13 protein-coding genes and 2 tRNA genes are annotated in these 15,083 nt (G+C 49.1%); 13 read left to right on the top strand and 2 right to left on the bottom strand.

Annotation, left to right across the window (positions count from 1 at the left end; all coding sequences use genetic code 11):
• Positions 1-55: 55 nt before the first annotated feature.
• Both HZU75_RS02000 and HZU75_RS01995 read left to right on the top strand, forming a co-directional pair.
• Positions 56-865, top strand: a complete 810-nt coding sequence (locus HZU75_RS02000) for a MerR family transcriptional regulator (RefSeq protein ID WP_180307546.1) — start codon at positions 56-58, stop codon at positions 863-865.
• A gap of 37 nt (positions 866-902) precedes the next feature.
• Positions 903-2,390, top strand: coding sequence for a cobyric acid synthase (locus HZU75_RS01995; RefSeq protein WP_228028154.1), 1,488 nt, complete (start codon positions 903-905; stop codon positions 2,388-2,390).
• Between the two features lie 51 nt (positions 2,391-2,441).
• Here the strand turns inward: HZU75_RS01995 and HZU75_RS01990 are convergent, their stop codons facing one another.
• On the bottom strand, positions 2,442-2,780 hold the full coding sequence (locus tag HZU75_RS01990; protein WP_028448814.1) for a P-II family nitrogen regulator: 339 nt from the start codon (positions 2,778-2,780) through the stop codon (positions 2,442-2,444).
• A gap of 220 nt (positions 2,781-3,000) precedes the next feature.
• On the opposite strand from HZU75_RS01990, the gene HZU75_RS01985 reads away from it, so the two are divergent.
• The 8 genes from HZU75_RS01985 (at position 3,001) to HZU75_RS01950 (ending at position 11,817) form a co-directional block, all read left to right on the top strand.
• Positions 3,001-3,085 (top strand) — tRNA-Leu (locus HZU75_RS01985).
• Between the two features lie 416 nt (positions 3,086-3,501).
• Positions 3,502-4,803: a trigger factor gene (tig, locus tag HZU75_RS01980; protein ID WP_180307545.1), complete on the top strand. Its 1,302-nt coding sequence runs from the start codon at positions 3,502-3,504 to the stop codon at positions 4,801-4,803.
• A gap of 34 nt (positions 4,804-4,837) precedes the next feature.
• Positions 4,838-5,467 carry an ATP-dependent Clp endopeptidase proteolytic subunit ClpP gene (gene clpP, locus HZU75_RS01975; protein WP_180307544.1) on the top strand — a complete coding sequence of 210 codons (630 nt, stop codon included), beginning with the start codon at positions 4,838-4,840 and terminating at the stop codon, positions 5,465-5,467.
• Positions 5,468-5,551: 84 nt separating this feature from the next.
• Positions 5,552-6,823 (top strand): ATP-dependent Clp protease ATP-binding subunit ClpX, encoded by a 1,272-nt coding sequence (clpX, locus tag HZU75_RS01970; RefSeq protein WP_180307543.1) that lies wholly within the window; start codon positions 5,552-5,554, stop codon positions 6,821-6,823.
• A 129-nt stretch (positions 6,824-6,952) separates the two neighbouring features.
• Positions 6,953-9,367, top strand: a complete 2,415-nt coding sequence (lon, locus tag HZU75_RS01965; RefSeq protein ID WP_180307542.1) for an endopeptidase La — start codon at positions 6,953-6,955, stop codon at positions 9,365-9,367.
• Between the two features lie 84 nt (positions 9,368-9,451).
• Complete coding sequence (locus HZU75_RS01960; RefSeq protein WP_028448819.1) at positions 9,452-9,724, top strand: HU family DNA-binding protein; 273 nt, start codon at positions 9,452-9,454, stop codon at positions 9,722-9,724.
• Between the two features lie 51 nt (positions 9,725-9,775).
• Positions 9,776-9,852, top strand: a tRNA-Asp gene (locus HZU75_RS01955).
• Positions 9,853-9,975: 123 nt separating this feature from the next.
• Positions 9,976-11,817, top strand: a complete 1,842-nt coding sequence (locus HZU75_RS01950; protein ID WP_180307541.1) for a SurA N-terminal domain-containing protein — start codon at positions 9,976-9,978, stop codon at positions 11,815-11,817.
• Between the two features lie 50 nt (positions 11,818-11,867).
• Here the strand turns inward: HZU75_RS01950 and HZU75_RS01945 are convergent, their stop codons facing one another.
• Positions 11,868-12,656 (bottom strand): enoyl-CoA hydratase-related protein, encoded by a 789-nt coding sequence (locus tag HZU75_RS01945; protein ID WP_180307540.1) that lies wholly within the window; start codon positions 12,654-12,656, stop codon positions 11,868-11,870.
• A gap of 220 nt (positions 12,657-12,876) precedes the next feature.
• Here HZU75_RS01945 and HZU75_RS01940 point away from each other — a divergent pair, with 220 nt between their 5' ends.
• The 3 genes from HZU75_RS01940 to HZU75_RS01930 all read left to right on the top strand — a co-directional run bounded on the left by HZU75_RS01940 (position 12,877) and on the right by HZU75_RS01930 (position 15,062).
• Positions 12,877-13,215, top strand: coding sequence for a DUF4870 domain-containing protein (locus HZU75_RS01940; RefSeq protein ID WP_180307539.1), 339 nt, complete (start codon positions 12,877-12,879; stop codon positions 13,213-13,215).
• Positions 13,215-14,042 carry a dienelactone hydrolase family protein gene (locus HZU75_RS01935; protein WP_180307538.1) on the top strand — a complete coding sequence of 276 codons (828 nt, stop codon included), beginning with the start codon at positions 13,215-13,217 and terminating at the stop codon, positions 14,040-14,042. The genes HZU75_RS01940 and HZU75_RS01935 overlap by 1 nt, the downstream gene beginning before the upstream one ends.
• Before the next feature lie 120 nt (positions 14,043-14,162).
• A complete protein-coding gene (locus HZU75_RS01930) occupies positions 14,163-15,062 on the top strand; it encodes a D-hexose-6-phosphate mutarotase (RefSeq protein ID WP_180307537.1) in 900 nt (299 codons plus the stop codon).
• Positions 15,063-15,083: the final 21 nt, after the last annotated feature.

The following is a 15,083-nucleotide window of genomic DNA, read 5'->3' as shown; positions in this document are numbered from 1 at the left end:
GCTTGCCCTTAGGGCAAGCAATACAGTAGGGATTGAATACCTGAAAGGATCATGAATGCTGACCATCGGACAAATGGCGCGCTGTTTTGGTTTAACGACCAAAACTTTACGACATTACGACAGCATCGGCTTGTTTCGGCCTACGCTGACTGGCAGCGATAATCGCTATCGCTATTATCGTGCGGAGCAGATTGAGACTTTGGGGCGTATCGTCTGGCTACGCCGGTTTGGCGTGGCGCTGGAAACGATACGCTCATTGGTTGAGCAGGGCGTATTAAATGACGCGGCAACCATGCGAGAGTTTTTGCAGGATCATGCGACGACGATGGCTGCAGAGATTGCCAAGCAGCAACAGGTACTCACCCAACTGAAGCACTATTTAACTCAAGAATGGAGTGTAGCGGTGATGCAAACCCCTCTGTGTGTAACTTTTCCAGCAAAACGAATTATTGGCATGATCTGGCAAGGCAATGACGATGAATCGATTCCCGAAATGTGGCAACGCTTTCTGCTGCGTGAACACGAAATTATTCGCCAAAATAAATCGCCAGATTCATATGGAGTCTGTCAGCCATTAGAAGATGGCAATTGGCGTTATATTGCGGGCGTCTCTGTCGATAGTCAGACCGCAATACCTGCCGGAATGGTCGCGGTTGAAATTCCAGCTCGTACCTATGCGTGTGTTGAGCACCTTGGTGCGGTTAGTACGATGCAGCAAACTTACCAAGCGGCCTATCAAGAATGGTTGCCCGCGGCAGGAATGCAGATCGATCTCGCGATTGATTTTGAATATTATGATGAGCGCTTTTTGGGGCCGACTCACCCTGATAGCATCACGAAAATCTATATCCCTCTAAAAAATTAATTGCATTCATTGCTGAATGCGTGGCGACAGGTTATCAATGCCCACCTTAATGATCCAAGGCTGCACCTCCGATGCAGGTAAATCGACTTTAACCGCCGCGCTGTGCCGATTGCTGGTGCGCCGTGGCGTGAAAGTTGCGCCGTTCAAGCCGCAAAATATGGCGCTCAACTCGGCGGTGACTGAGGATGGCGGCGAGATTGGCCGCGCGCAAGCGGTGCAGGCGGTGGCGTGTGGCTTGGCGGCGCATACCGATATGAATCCGGTGCTTTTAAAGCCCTCCAGCGATTGCCGTGCGCAGGTGATTATTCAGGGTAAGTCGATTGGTAATCTGGATGCGGTTGATTATCACGAGTATAAATCCACCGCTAAACGCGCGGTGTTTGAATCGTGGGGCCGCTTGGCGAGCCAATATGATTGTGTCATCGTCGAAGGCGCGGGCAGCCCAGCGGAAGTGAATTTACGCCAAGGCGATATTGCCAATATGGGCTTTGCCGAAGAGGCGGATTGCCCCGTGTGGCTGGTGGCCGATATTGATCGCGGTGGGGTATTTGCGCATTTTGTCGGCACGTTGGCGTGCTTGAGTGAATCGGAACAAAAGCGCATCAAAGGTTTTATTATCAATCGTTTTCGTGGCGATATTAGCTTGCTGCAACCGGGCTGCGATTGGCTGGAGGCAAAAACCGGTAAGCCGGTGCTGGCGGTGGTGCCTTATTTGCATGGGCTGGAGATCGCCGCCGAAGACGCCTTGCCTCGGACGGTGGCAAACGAGCAGGGTGAATTTCGCATCGTGATTGCGACTTTGCCGCATATTTCCAACCACACCGATTTCGACCCGCTGCGCCGCCTGCCCAATGCGCGCTGCGAATTTGCTAACCCCAATTTGCCGTTGCCCGACTGCGATTTGCTGATTATTCCGGGTAGCAAAAACACGCTCGGCGATTTGGCGCATTTGCGTGCGCAGGGGTGGGATACCCAAATCGCGCGGCATTTGCGCTACGGCGGTAAGGTGATTGGTGTTTGCGGCGGGATGCAAATTCTAGGTGAAACTATCGCTGATCCACAGGGTATTGAGTCGGATGCAAAGTTTAGTATGGGCTTGGGATATATACCCATTGAAACCGTCTTGCAAGCTGAGAAGCAATTGGTCAATGTACAAGGGCGGTTGCTGCATGATGGTGCGGCGCTCGAAGGTTATGAAATTCATCTCGGTCAGAGCCAATTATTACCACATGGGGTAAATTGGCAAAGCCTGTGTGTGCTTGAGAATGGCCGTGAGGAAGGCTGGATCTCGCCCGATGGCCAGATTATGGCGACCTATTTACACGGAATATTTGATGAAAATGCAGCATTGCAAAGTATATTAACTTGGGCAGGCTGCTTGCAGCCCGAGCTGAGCTTGCCTGATGCCAGTGCACTGCTTGAGCAAGAAATTGATCGGTTGGCTGATGCGTTGGAAGCTGCGCTGGATTGGGGGAGAGTTGCGCAGGCTGGTTTGCAATTGCTTGTAACTGGGGCGATAAAATAAAAAAGGCCTGTATATGTATACAGGCCTTTTTTATTGGAAAGCTGGATAGTCTCAAACAGCTTGATCGTTCGTCTCGCCAGTACGAATCCGTACTACATGCTCTACTGGGCTCACAAAAATTTTGCCATCGCCAATCTTGCCCGTATGAGCAGCTTTAATAATACCCTCGATCGCGGTATCTACTTGATCGTCAGATAGGACTACTTCGATTTTTACTTTTGGCAAGAAATCGACCACATATTCAGCGCCACGGTACAGCTCGGTATGACCCTTTTGACGACCAAAACCTTTTACTTCGGTGACCGTCAAGCCAGAAATCCCCAGCTCAGATAAAGCCTCACGAACTTCATCGAGTTTGAACGGTTTGATAATGGCTTCGATTTTTTTCATTGCATCTTCCTTGGCGTCAATACGGAAACTATTGAGCGCAAGTATAACGGCGCGCGGCCAAGCATGCCATGCTCAATGCCAATAATCCCTGCGCAATGAACTAATTATGCAAAAGATCTGCAAGTTTTTGGTGTTAGCTATTGTGTTTTTTAAAGGCATTCAGCATAATGCGCACCTACAAGATTTTCACGGCCTGAAACGGCTGCGGAATGATTGAAGTGCGAGCGTGGCGGAATTGGTAGACGCACTGGATTTAGGTTCCAGCGCCGTAAGGTGTGAGAGTTCGAGTCTCTCCGCTCGCACCAACTAGTAATAGTTGAGTTTAGAGAAAAGCCCCGAAAGTCCCAGTAATACTGGATTTTCGGGGCTTTTTTTATTGTTGCGCGGCTACTGCTAGCCAGTAGGATCGGCTGCTAAACCAGCACGGAATTGACCTCGTTCAACACCCTACGCAGACTGTAAAAAATCCTGTTGGCTTGGTATTGGTACGGCGGGGCTTTTGTGTTAAATTCGCCAACTTAAGTTTTTGCTAGTGGGTAGTACGGATGAATAAATGGTGGCCTTGTTTTTGCCCCATTTGACGCTCTGGTCTCGGCTTTCTCTATGGTATGTCAAGTCAAGTAGCTCTCCTTTACCTGCAGTAAATTATCTAAATATAAAGAAATATCCAAGTCTATTGCCGGGTGATCCCATCCGGAGCACCTGTGAGGAATATCTGGTCATGCAAGCACAATTGGAAACTTTGAGCGCACTTGAGCGCCGTCTGTCTATTGCCGTACCACGCGAAGAAATCAGCAAGCAAGTTGATGCGCGTCTGAAACGTGTGGCTAAAACCGCCAAAATCGACGGTTTCCGTCCAGGTAAAGCACCTCTGAAAGTGGTTTTCCAAAACTACGGTTTCCGTATTCAAGAAGAAGTGTTGGGCGAAACAGTTGAGCGCAGCTTCGGTGAAGCCGTTGTAGCGCAAAACCTGCAAGTTGCAGGCTATCCACGTTTTGAACCAAAAGAAACTGCTGAAGACGGTGACTTTGAGTTTGCTGCAACGTTTGAAGTGTACCCAGAAGTTAAATTGGGTGATTTGACTGGCGTTGAGTTGCAAAAACCAACGTTGACTGTTGGTGATGCTGAAGTTGACCAAACAGTTAATATTCTGCGTAGCCAACGTACTCGTTACGAGCGCGTAGAGCGTGCTGCTGCTGAAGGCGATCGCGTGATCATCGACTTCAAAGGCTCAATCGACGGTGAAGTCTTTGCGGGTGGTTCTTCAGAAAACTACGCTTTCCTGATCGGTAAAGGTCAGATGTTGCCAGACTTTGAAGCCGGCGTTGTTGGCATGAAAGAAGGCGAGACCAAAGACGTTACTGTGAATTTTCCAGCGGAATACCACGGTAAAGACGTCGCAGGTAAAACTGCCGTATTCGCCATCACGGTGAAAAACGTAGCTGCAGCGATCTTGCCAGAAGTGGATGCTGAATTTGCGAAAAGCCTCGGTATTGCCGATGGCGATGTAGCAAAAATGCGCGCTGAAGTGAAAGCTAATCTGGAGCGTGAAGTACGTTTCCGTCTGAAATCACGTGTTAAAGAAACTGCTTTGACTGCCGTGATCGACGCTACGCCAATCGAATTGCCAAAATCACTGGTTTCTATGGAAATCGGTCGTTTGGTTGAAGGCGCGCAAGGCGACTTGAAAGCGCGTGGTATCGACCCAGCAACTGTGCCATTCAACCCAGCACTGTTCGAAGCTCAAGCTAAACGCCGCGTTCATTTGGGCCTGACTTTGTCTGAGCTGGTAAAAGCCGAGAAACTCGAGGCTAAACCAGAACAAGTGAAAGCGATTGTTGAAGATCTGGCGCAAAACTACGAAGATCCAGCTGAAGTGGTGGCTTGGTACTACGCTAGCCCAGAGCGCCTGGCTGCTCCAACCAATATGGCTTTGGAAGACAACGTGGTTGAGTTTGTGCTGTCAAAAGCAAAAGTAACAGAAACTGCAGTTGCCTTTGACGAATTGATGGGTCAGCAATAAGCTTAAGCTTTTAGTAATTCATTAAGGGGTGGAAATGTCTCGTATGGAATTTGATCCGCAGAATATTGGTTTGGTACCGATGGTCGTTGAGCAAAGCGGCCGTGGCGAGCGTGCGTACGATATTTATTCACGCTTGCTCAAAGAGCGGGTGATTTTCCTTGTTGGTCCGGTGAACGACCAAATGGCTAATTTGATCGTGGCGCAGTTGCTGTTCCTCGAATCAGAGAATCCGGACAAGGACATTTCCCTCTACATCAATTCGCCGGGTGGTTCGGTGACGGCGGGGATGGCTATTTACGACACGATGAAATTCATCAAGCCGGATGTATCAACGCTTTGCGTCGGTATGGCCGCTTCGATGGGCGCATTCTTGTTGTCTGGTGGTACTAAAGGCAAACGCTTCTCGCTGCCTAATTCGCGCATCATGATTCATCAGCCGTTGATTGGTGGCTTGCAAGGTCAGGCATCTGACATTGAAATTCACGCGCGTGAGTTGATTAAAACCAAGCGCACATTGAATGAGTTACTGGCAAGCCATACTGGCCAAAGCCTAGAAACTATTGAGCGTGACACTGATCGTGATAACTTTATGAATGCTGATGAAGCACAGGCTTATGGCCTTGTGGATCAGGTCTTGGTATCACGAGCAGCGCTGGCAGGTTAAGCCTTAAGCCAGAACTAACTAGGCCGCCAGCACCACTGGCGGCTTTTCTTTCTCTGCATGTTTTGAAATTCGGAATGGCTGCGTATGTCAGATAAACCTAGCGATAAACTCCTCTATTGTTCGTTTTGCGGCAAGAGCCAGCACGAAGTGCAAAAGCTCATCGCTGGCCCGCAAGTCTTTATTTGCAATGAATGTATTGAGTTATGCACCGACGTCATTCGCGAAGAATCCGAACAATTGGGTGATATCACCCCGCAAACGCCAGATGGCAAGCGTTTGCCATTGCCGACAGAAATTCGCGATGTGTTAAATCAATACGTGGTGGGGCAAGAGCGCGCCAAGAAAATCTTGGCGGTGGCGGTTTACAACCACTACAAACGCCTGTCGACCAAAGGTCGCGGCGCCGATGGTGAAGTTGAGCTGGCTAAATCGAATATCTTGCTGATCGGCCCAACTGGCTCAGGTAAAACGCTGTTGGCGCAAACCATGGCTAAAACCTTGGATGTGCCGTTTGTGATTGCCGATGCGACCACCCTGACCGAGGCTGGTTACGTCGGTGAAGACGTTGAGCACATTATTGCCAAACTATTGGCGCAGTGTGATTACGACGTTGAGAAGGCACAGCGCGGTATCGTTTACCTCGATGAAGTCGATAAAATTGCCCGCAAATCGGAAAACCCATCGATTACCCGCGATGTATCGGGCGAAGGCGTGCAGCAAGCCTTGCTCAAATTGATCGAAGGTACAGTAGCTTCGGTACCGCCGCACGGTGGTCGCAAACACCCGAACCAGGATATGCCTAAAGTCGATACGACAAATATCCTGTTCATCTGCGGTGGTGCATTTGAAGGCTTGGACAAGATCATCCGCAATCGCTCGGTGAAAGGCGGCATTGGTTTTGGCGCCGAGGTATCAAGCAAAGATGAGAGCAAAGGCATTGGCGCTTTGCTGCATGAAGTTGAGCCCGATGATCTGATTCGCTTTGGTTTGATTCCTGAGTTTGTTGGACGTTTACCGGTGGTGGCAACGTTGGCAGAGCTTGATGAAGCCGCGCTGATCTCGATTCTGACTGAGCCGAAAAATGCACTGATCAAGCAATATCAGAAATTATTTGAAATGGAAGATGTTGAGCTGGAAATCGGCGCAGAAGCCTTGTTGGCGATCGCTAAAAAGGCGATGGAACGTAAAACCGGTGCGCGTGGCTTGCGCTCGATTGTTGAGCAAACATTGCTTGACACGATGTTTGAATTGCCAGCAATGGAAGGCGTTGCCAAGGTGGTGGTGACGCCTGAAGTGATTGCTGGTAAAGCGCAGCCAGAGTATGTGCCTGTAGCTAACGAAAAAGCTGCTGGCTAAGCATATACCCCGCGCCCAGTCATGATCGAGTCTCGATTGTGGCTGGGCGTATGTTTTTTTGCGCGGCGATTGAATTAATCGCTGCTTGACCGCATATTGTCTTTATATCTTCGATCAGGTCATAACAACATGTCCGAACACTCATTACTACCCGCAGAATCAACCTCATTCCCCGTTTTGCCCTTGCGCGATGTGGTTGTGTTCCCGCATATGGTGATTCCACTGTTCGTGGGTCGTCCCAAATCCATCAAAGCCCTCGAAGCGGCCATGAAATCCGGCAAGCATATCTTGCTGGTAGCGCAGAAAAATGCGGCCAAGGATGAGCCTAGTTTTGCCGATATTTACCCGATTGGTACCGTAGCAACGGTGCTGCAATTGCTCAAATTACCCGATGGCACCGTGAAGGTGCTGGTGGAAGGTCTGCAACGCGCAGTGGTTGAAGAGCTGTTGGACGACGATGGCTTCTATCGCGTAACTGCCACGCCGCAAGCCCCGGCGCCGGAAGACAGCAATGAGACTGAGGCGATGCGCCGCACTTTGCTGGCGCAGTTTGATCAGTATGTGAAACTGAATAAAAAAATCCCGCCAGAAATCTTGTCGTCCTTGGCTGGCATTGAAACTGCCGGTCGTTTGGCTGATACCGTTGCGGCACATTTGCCATTGAAGCTCGAGCAAAAACAAGCCGTGCTGGAAATGGAAGATGTTGCGGCGCGGATGGATCATCTGCTCAAGCAGCTTGAATCCGAGTTGGATATCTTGCAGGTGGAAAAACGCATCCGTGGTCGGGTGAAGCGCCAAATGGAGAAAAGCCAGCGCGAGTATTACCTAAACGAGCAGGTGAAAGCGATCCAGAAAGAGTTGGGTGAGCTGGATGAAAACGCGGATCTGGACGAGCTGGAAAAACGTATTAAATCCGCGGGTATGAGCAAAGAAGCGCGTGAGAAAACTGAAGGCGAGTTGAAAAAACTGCGCATGATGTCGCCGATGTCGGCCGAAGCAACGGTGGTGCGTAATTATATCGACACCATTTTGGCCTTGCCGTGGAAGAAAAAAACCAAGATCAGCAAAGATTTGGCCGAAGCCGATACCGTACTCGATGCTGACCACTATGGCCTAGAAAAGGTCAAAGAACGCATTGTTGAGTACCTCGCGGTGCAAACCCGTGTAGAAAAACTCAAAGGCCCGATTTTGTGCCTAGTAGGGCCGCCAGGGGTGGGTAAAACCTCGTTGGGTGAGAGCATTGCCCGCGCGACCAATCGCAAGTTTGTGCGCATGGCCTTGGGCGGCGTGCGTGATGAAGCGGAAATTCGCGGTCATCGTCGTACCTATATTGGCTCTATGCCGGGCAAAATTTTGCAAAGCATGACCAAAGTCGGCGTGAAAAACCCGCTGTTCCTGCTGGATGAAGTGGATAAACTCGGTAGTGACTTCCGTGGTGACCCATCATCGGCCCTGCTTGAGGTGCTCGATCCAGAGCAGAACCATTCGTTTAGCGATCACTATCTCGAGGTAGATTATGATTTGTCGGACGTGATGTTTGTGGCTACGGCGAACTCACTGAATATTCCTGCGCCACTGTTGGATCGGATGGAGATTATTCGTCTATCGGGTTATACCGAGGACGAAAAGGTGAATATCGCGCTGAAATACCTCGTGCCTAAGCAAATGAAAAACAACGGTGTGCGTGAAGGCGAGCTACAAATTGCCGACACAGCCGTGCGCGATATTATTCGCTATTACACCCGCGAAGCCGGCGTGCGTAGTCTTGATCGTGAAATCGCGAAGCTATGCCGCAAAGTGGTCAAAGCTTTGCTGCTCAAGCCATCAGACAAAAAAGTCGTTATCAACGCGAAAAATCTGGATAAATATCTGGGAGTTCATCGCTACGACTTTGGTGTAGCCGAGCAGAAAAACCAGATCGGTCAGGTGACCGGTTTGGCGTGGACTGAAGTGGGTGGCGAATTGCTGACGATCGAGACGGTGAAATTGCCAGGTAAAGGCAAAATGATCCAGACTGGTAAGTTGGGCGACGTGATGCAAGAGTCGATCCAAGCTGCCTTGTCGGTGGTTCGTTCGCGTGCGGTGAGCTTAGGGATTGATCCCGAGTTTTATCAGAAAAACGATATGCATATTCACTTACCAGAAGGCGCAACGCCAAAAGACGGCCCATCGGCGGGTATTGGTATCGCGACCGCGCTGACATCGGTATTGACGGGTATACCCGTGCGTTGTGATGTGGCGATGACGGGCGAGATTACGCTGCGTGGCGAAGTATTACCGATTGGTGGTTTGAAAGAAAAACTACTGGCCGCGCATCGTGGTGGCATCAAACAAGTCCTCATTCCGGAAGGAAATGTCAAAGATTTGATTGAAATACCGGAAAATGTAAAGCGAGGTCTTGCTATTCATCCGGTCAAGTGGTTTGATGAGGTGTTGGGCTATGCACTAGAACGCATGCCTGTAGCTACTCCGGTAGATGCGACGCCAGATGAAAACCTTGCCGCCACAAACGTTGATACAAACCAACACAGTCTCAAGCATTAATTGACACTTATTTTGTGGACTTGATATAAACATTAGGCAATGTACCAACCAGATTCATCTAATCAAAATTGAAAGGGGATGTAAGTGAATAAATCGGAACTCATCGACGCAATCGCCGAATCAGCAGGTCTGTCTAAAGCCGCTGCTGGTAAAGCGCTGGATGCAACCGTAGAAGCGATCTCCAACGCGCTTAAAAGTGGTCAAGAAGTGACGCTGGTTGGTTTTGGTTCTTTCTACGTTTCAGAACGTGAAGAGCGCACTGGCCGCAATCCACGCACTGGCGAGTCAATCAAGATCGCTGCTGCTAAACAGCCAAAATTCCGCGCTGGTAAATCATTGAAAGACGCAGTTCAATAAACCTGAATTGTGTGGTTTGACTAGATCAGACTTGATCTAGTGCAAGCCATTGGAGTGGTAGTTCAGTTGGTTAGAATACCGGCCTGTCACGCCGGGGGTCGCGGGTTCGAGTCCCGTCCACTCCGCCAAAATCCTCAAGGGCAAACTTATGTTTGCCCTTTTGTTTTATGCGCAGAATATTGCGTCTCTTACAGACATACGCCATGCAATCTGGCATGATAACGCGCATGTAAAGCAGGAGTGCGTCGTCCATGTTTGATTTTGTACACAATAATAAAACAGCCGTTCAGGTTATTTTGGGTTTGATTTCGGTAGGTCTGGTGGTGGGGATTGGTTTTAGCGGTTACAGCGCCATGGGGCAGGGCGATGATTTTCTGGCTAAAGTTGGCAAATCACGTATCACTCAGCGTGAGTTAGCTGAAGCTATTGGCAACCAAGCCGTACCGGATGAAATGAAGCCGATGGTGGTTGAACAATTGGTACGCCAGCAGCTACTGCAGGAAAAAGCCCGTGAGTTACGTCTATCGGTGCCTGATTCAGTATTGCGCGAAGCTATTGCAACGATTCCTGCGTTTCAAGTGGATGGCAAATTTGATGCTAAGCGTTATCAGGAATTACTTGCATCACAGCAAATGTCGCCAGCCCAGTTTGAGAGCAAAGTAAAACAAGATATCGTCTTGCGCCAGTTGATGGATGGTGTAATGCAAACGGGTTTTGTGTCAAACGCGCAAATGCAGCGTTTGAACACACTTATGGGTGAGAAGCGTGAGGTTTTTGCCGCGACATTAGCGCCAGAGCAATATTTGGCACAGGCTTTGGTTTCAGATGCCGAAATTAAACAGTATTACGATGCTAACTTGGCTCAGTTTAAATCTCCTGACATGGTCAAGCTAGAGTATGTGTTGTTTTCACAAGCAGACTTAGCTGCCAAGCAAACGGTAACCGATGCCGAAGTGCAGAAATACTTTGATGAGCATAAAGCCGATTTAGCCAAAGAAGAGCGCAAAGTTAGCCATATTTTGCTCACCGCTGGTAAAGAAATGAAACCAGATGAAAAAGCCAAAGTACGCGCGCAAGCTGAAGCAATTTTGGCCGAAGTGAAGAAAAACCCTGCGCAATTTGCAGCACTTGCTAAAGCTAAATCTCAAGATCCAGGTTCTGCTGCTAATGGTGGTGATCTAGGCTATTTCGCTAAAGGTGCAATGGTTAAACCATTTGAAGATGCAGCCTTTAAGTTAGCTAAAGGTCAAATTAGTGAAGTGGTTGAAACAGAATTCGGTTTCCATATTTTGAAACTGGATGATGTTAAGGGCGCTAGCTTAGCTGATCTTAAGCCGAAAATTGAAGAAAAATTGAAATTTGAAAAGGCGCAGGCAGCTTTCCAAGCGCAATCGGATAAGTTTAGTGAATTGGTGTATCAGCAGGCTGATAGCTTAAAAGCGGTTGCAGATGAGCTCAAACTTACCGTAAAACAGAGCGCTTGGGTGACGCGCAAAGCAGCTCAGGATGAGCTGTTGAATAATCCGAAACTCTTGGAAGCTGTTTTCTCCGATGATGTTTTGAAGAAAAAGCATAATTCGGAAGCGATCGAGATTGCTCGTGGCCAATTGGTATCTGCACGTGTGCTTGAATTTAAACCGACCCAGACTCAACCTCTGGCGGATGTTTCGGCACAAATTGCGGATAAATTGAAGTTGGAAAAAGCTGGCAAATTAGCGGCAGCTGACGGTGAGGCAAAATTGAAAGCGCTCAAATCAGGCGCTCAGCTCAACTTAGTGTGGGGTGAAGCCCAGACTCTTGGCCGCATTGCTGCGCCTGGGGTTAGTGAGGCTGATTTGAAAGCTATCTTCAAAGTGGCTAATAAAGAGCAGCCTGACTATGTTGGCTCCAGTGTGCCAGGCAAAGGCTTTGTGATTTATAAAGTAGGTAAAACCATTCCTGCACCGGCGTTGAGTCCGGAAAACAAATTTAAGATGGATGAGAATCTGTCAAAAATGTATGGGCAGGTTGAGTTTTCGGCTTATCTTGAGTCACTCAAGCGCGATATCAAAGTGCAGTACAGCAAACAATTAAGCGCGAAAGCTGCGGAATAAATCGCTTAACTGCAAAAGAAAAAGCCCAGCGGATGCTGGGCTTTTTTTATTCATGCTAGCCAGCTTGGGGTGTTTTGGTTGAGATAGGCGTTCAATCCCAGCTGCGCTTCTTCGTGCGAGCGAATATGCGCCATACGATGTGCCGTATCCGACAGCATTGCATCATCAATTGGTCGATGCTCAACAGAGGTAATAAATCGTTTCGCTGCAGTCAACGCGTGCGGGCTATTTCGTAGCATGGCGCTAATCCAGTCTGACACTTGTTGTTCCGCTAATTCTGCCGTTGCTGGGCATTCATGAATCAAGCCTAATCGCAATGCGGTTGCGGGCGTAAACCGCTCGGTACTTAAAAAGAAGCGCCTTGCCGCACTACTACCGATTTTATTGATGACATAAGGGCCAAATACGGCTGGTATGAGGCCGATACGTGTGTCTGGAATGCTAAACCAGCTATCAGGTGTACAAACCGCCATATCGCAGCACGAAATCAGGCCGATGCCAATGCCGACCGCTGGGCCGTTGATATGTGCGATGGTGGGTATAGGCAGACGGTCTAAAGTGCGCAATAGCCGCGCAATTTGCAATGCATCTTCAAAATTGTGATCGGGCCCGGCCTGACTGCCTTTGAGCATCCACTGATAATCTGTTCCCGCACAGAAAATATGCCCTACGCCAGTAAGTACTAATACTCGTGCTTGCGGATTCTGGCTGATCGCTGCCAAGGTAGCGGTGAGTTCCGCCACCATGATCTCGTTAATGGCATTGCAAACCTCAGGGCGAATCAGACGCAGTGTGACAACTCCATCGGCAGTCATTTGGCAGTCGATCGTATCACTCATTCGGCGTCTCCTCGTGTAAGCGTTGCAGGGGTGGGTTCAGTAGGGCAGAATTGCTGCATTGCACCTATGGTTTAGCGCAAAATCAATCAGTTAGCTAGGCATAAATTCTAGGTGAAGCAATGCGCTGCGGATAATGCGAATAAAGTTTGAAACAGAGCATCGATAGGGCGTAAAATCCACGGCCTTATTCGATAAACGGCATGGTTACTGAGGGCGGCTAATGAGTGATTTAACACCGAGCACGATTCCATCACAAGATTCACGCAATGTTGCTGTGCTAGTCTATCTGCTGACTATTTTCTTTAGTGTGATTCCTGGTCTAGTCATCTATGTCTTGAAAAAAGACGATGAATTCATTTTTGACGCCGGTAAAGAAGCACTCAATTGGTCTATTACCTTAATGTTGGCCTCGCTAATTTTGGGTTTGATTCCCTTATTGGGTTGGTTGATTTTGGGGATTTTGTGGATTTGTAATGTTGTGTGCAGTATTTTGGCCGCACTGAATGCCAGCAAAGGCTTGCTGTACCGTTACCCATTTGCCTTGCGCCTCATCGCTTAATGAAATATTTCGGTTTTATCCTCTGTTTTTTTGCCGCAGGTAGTTTTGCCAGCCCACACAGTGTCACGGTCGGTAAATCACGACTCAAGGCTGAATACTTTAGCCCTGTGCGCTCCAACGCTCCCGCTGTAGTATTAATGCATGGTTGTGCTGGCCTCTATGACAAAAACCAAGAGCTTGCTATTCGCTATGCGCGAATGACTAGTCAATTGCAAGAGCTCGATTTTGCGGTGCTACTGCTCAACGATATGCCTAAGCAAAAAAACGCCTGTGCAATTAGCCGAATGAGCGCCCAGAAGGCCGAAATGCAGCGCCGTGCAAATAATTTGCAACGTGCGATTACTTGGCTGAAACAGCGCCGAGAAGTTGATCCAAACCGCATTGCCGTCGTGGGCTGGGATAGTGGTGCAAGCGCAACGCTATCTATTTTAAATCGCAAAAACCCAGGCTTGCGTTCGGCAACAGTGTTTTCACCAAATTGTAAATTGTTGCTTGGGGCTGATTTCCGTGTTGCCGCGCCTACCTTGTTACTTGCGGGGCAGCAAGATGGTCTAACCCCGTTTTCATATTGCACGCAATTGAGTCAAGTTTCCGGCCAGAGCCTGTTTCATCTTGTGAGCTACCCAGAAGCGCGCCACGATTTTGATTTGATGCTTGATCATCTCAAGCACGAAGCGCTGAATTTGCCGCCCAACCATATGGCGCTTGAGTCAATTGCCGATCCAGATGCAGCACAGGATGCATGGCGACGAACCTATAAATGGTTATCGCGCTGGTTTGACCCCGAGCGCAGCATGGAAGGTATTCCCGCCCGCCACCTGCAGTAATTGCCGCCAGCACAACTTTCTTTGTGCATCGGCAATATTTGCCAGTAATTTTCGGTTTTGTCTGTAAGTGAAGCGGTGAAATGCTTTAAAATGGCGGCTTGAGAAGAGGAGCAGATTCTGATGAGCATGGTTGATTATTCCGCGATTTTAGCTGGCACTTCCGGTGTCCGTGTCGTGTCGTCCACCGAGTGTTTTTCTCACGCCGGTGCAGGCTTGCCTGTGGTCGTAGTGGAAAATAAGCTGGGTAGCGCCATTTTTGCGTTGCAAGGCTGCCATTTGCTCTCGTTTGTGCCTGCTGCGGGTGAAGAAATTCTTTGGTTATCCCCGCTGGCGATGTTTGAGCCGGGTAAAGCAGTACGAGGCGGAATTCCAATGTGTCTGCCATGGTTTGGTGGTCATCCGGCGGGCTTGCAATCGCATGGGTTTGCGCGCACTAGTGATTGGACTTTGGAGCAAGTTAGCCAACAGGCGGATGGCTCAACGCTACTCACCGTGAGTTTAAGTAGTGATGCCGAGACGCTGGCAATGTGGCCGCATGAGTTCCGCTTTGAAATGCAGATAGAAGTGGGGCGCGAATTGAAATTGACCTTAAATGTAGATAATTTAAGCGATACCCCAGCACCGTTTACGTACGCATACCATACTTACTTTGCTGTAGCTGACTATACCCAGTCACCAATTTACGGTCTGGAAGAGCTGACCTATATTGATACGCTCGGCGAAGTGACGCGCCGCCACCAATCGGGTACCCTGCAACTAACTGGCAGTACTGATCGCGTTTACCTCGATGTACCCCAGGTCCAAACCATTGTGGACGGCGCGCGTAAAATCAATATTAGTAGTACCGCGAAGAGTAGCATCGTGTGGAACCCCGGTGAGCACGCGGATAATATGGCCGATGTTGGGCAGTATCGACAGAATTTTGTTTGTGTAGAGCGTGGTGATGTATTTGATAACGCCATCACGATTGCGGCTCGATCTCGTTTTAGTGCTGAAATGGTGCTCTCCGAAGAGCGTTAAGTGCTGATGGTCGGCATTGGC

Origin of the sequence: Chitinibacter fontanus (assembly GCF_013423785.1) — a bacterium.
Classification (GTDB): domain Bacteria; phylum Pseudomonadota; class Gammaproteobacteria; order Burkholderiales; family Chitinibacteraceae; genus Chitinibacter; species Chitinibacter fontanus.
This window is presented reverse-complemented; position numbering and strand designations above follow the sequence as displayed.

Coding starts and splice junctions, on each gene's coding strand:
- clpX (WP_180307543.1), top strand. CDS start 5,552: ATGTCAGATAAACCTAGCGATAAACTCCTCTATTGTTCGTTTTGCGGC.
- HZU75_RS01940 (WP_180307539.1), top strand. CDS start 12,877: ATGAGTGATTTAACACCGAGCACGATTCCATCACAAGATTCACGCAAT.
- HZU75_RS01930 (WP_180307537.1), top strand. CDS start 14,163: ATGAGCATGGTTGATTATTCCGCGATTTTAGCTGGCACTTCCGGTGTC.
- HZU75_RS01995 (WP_228028154.1), top strand. CDS start 903: ATGCCCACCTTAATGATCCAAGGCTGCACCTCCGATGCAGGTAAATCG.
- HZU75_RS01935 (WP_180307538.1), top strand. CDS start 13,215: ATGAAATATTTCGGTTTTATCCTCTGTTTTTTTGCCGCAGGTAGTTTT.
- tig (WP_180307545.1), top strand. CDS start 3,502: ATGCAAGCACAATTGGAAACTTTGAGCGCACTTGAGCGCCGTCTGTCT.
- HZU75_RS01945 (WP_180307540.1), bottom strand. CDS start 12,656: ATGAGTGATACGATCGACTGCCAAATGACTGCCGATGGAGTTGTCACA.
- lon (WP_180307542.1), top strand. CDS start 6,953: ATGTCCGAACACTCATTACTACCCGCAGAATCAACCTCATTCCCCGTT.
- clpP (WP_180307544.1), top strand. CDS start 4,838: ATGTCTCGTATGGAATTTGATCCGCAGAATATTGGTTTGGTACCGATG.
- HZU75_RS02000 (WP_180307546.1), top strand. CDS start 56: ATGCTGACCATCGGACAAATGGCGCGCTGTTTTGGTTTAACGACCAAA.
- HZU75_RS01950 (WP_180307541.1), top strand. CDS start 9,976: ATGTTTGATTTTGTACACAATAATAAAACAGCCGTTCAGGTTATTTTG.
- HZU75_RS01990 (WP_028448814.1), bottom strand. CDS start 2,780: ATGAAAAAAATCGAAGCCATTATCAAACCGTTCAAACTCGATGAAGTT.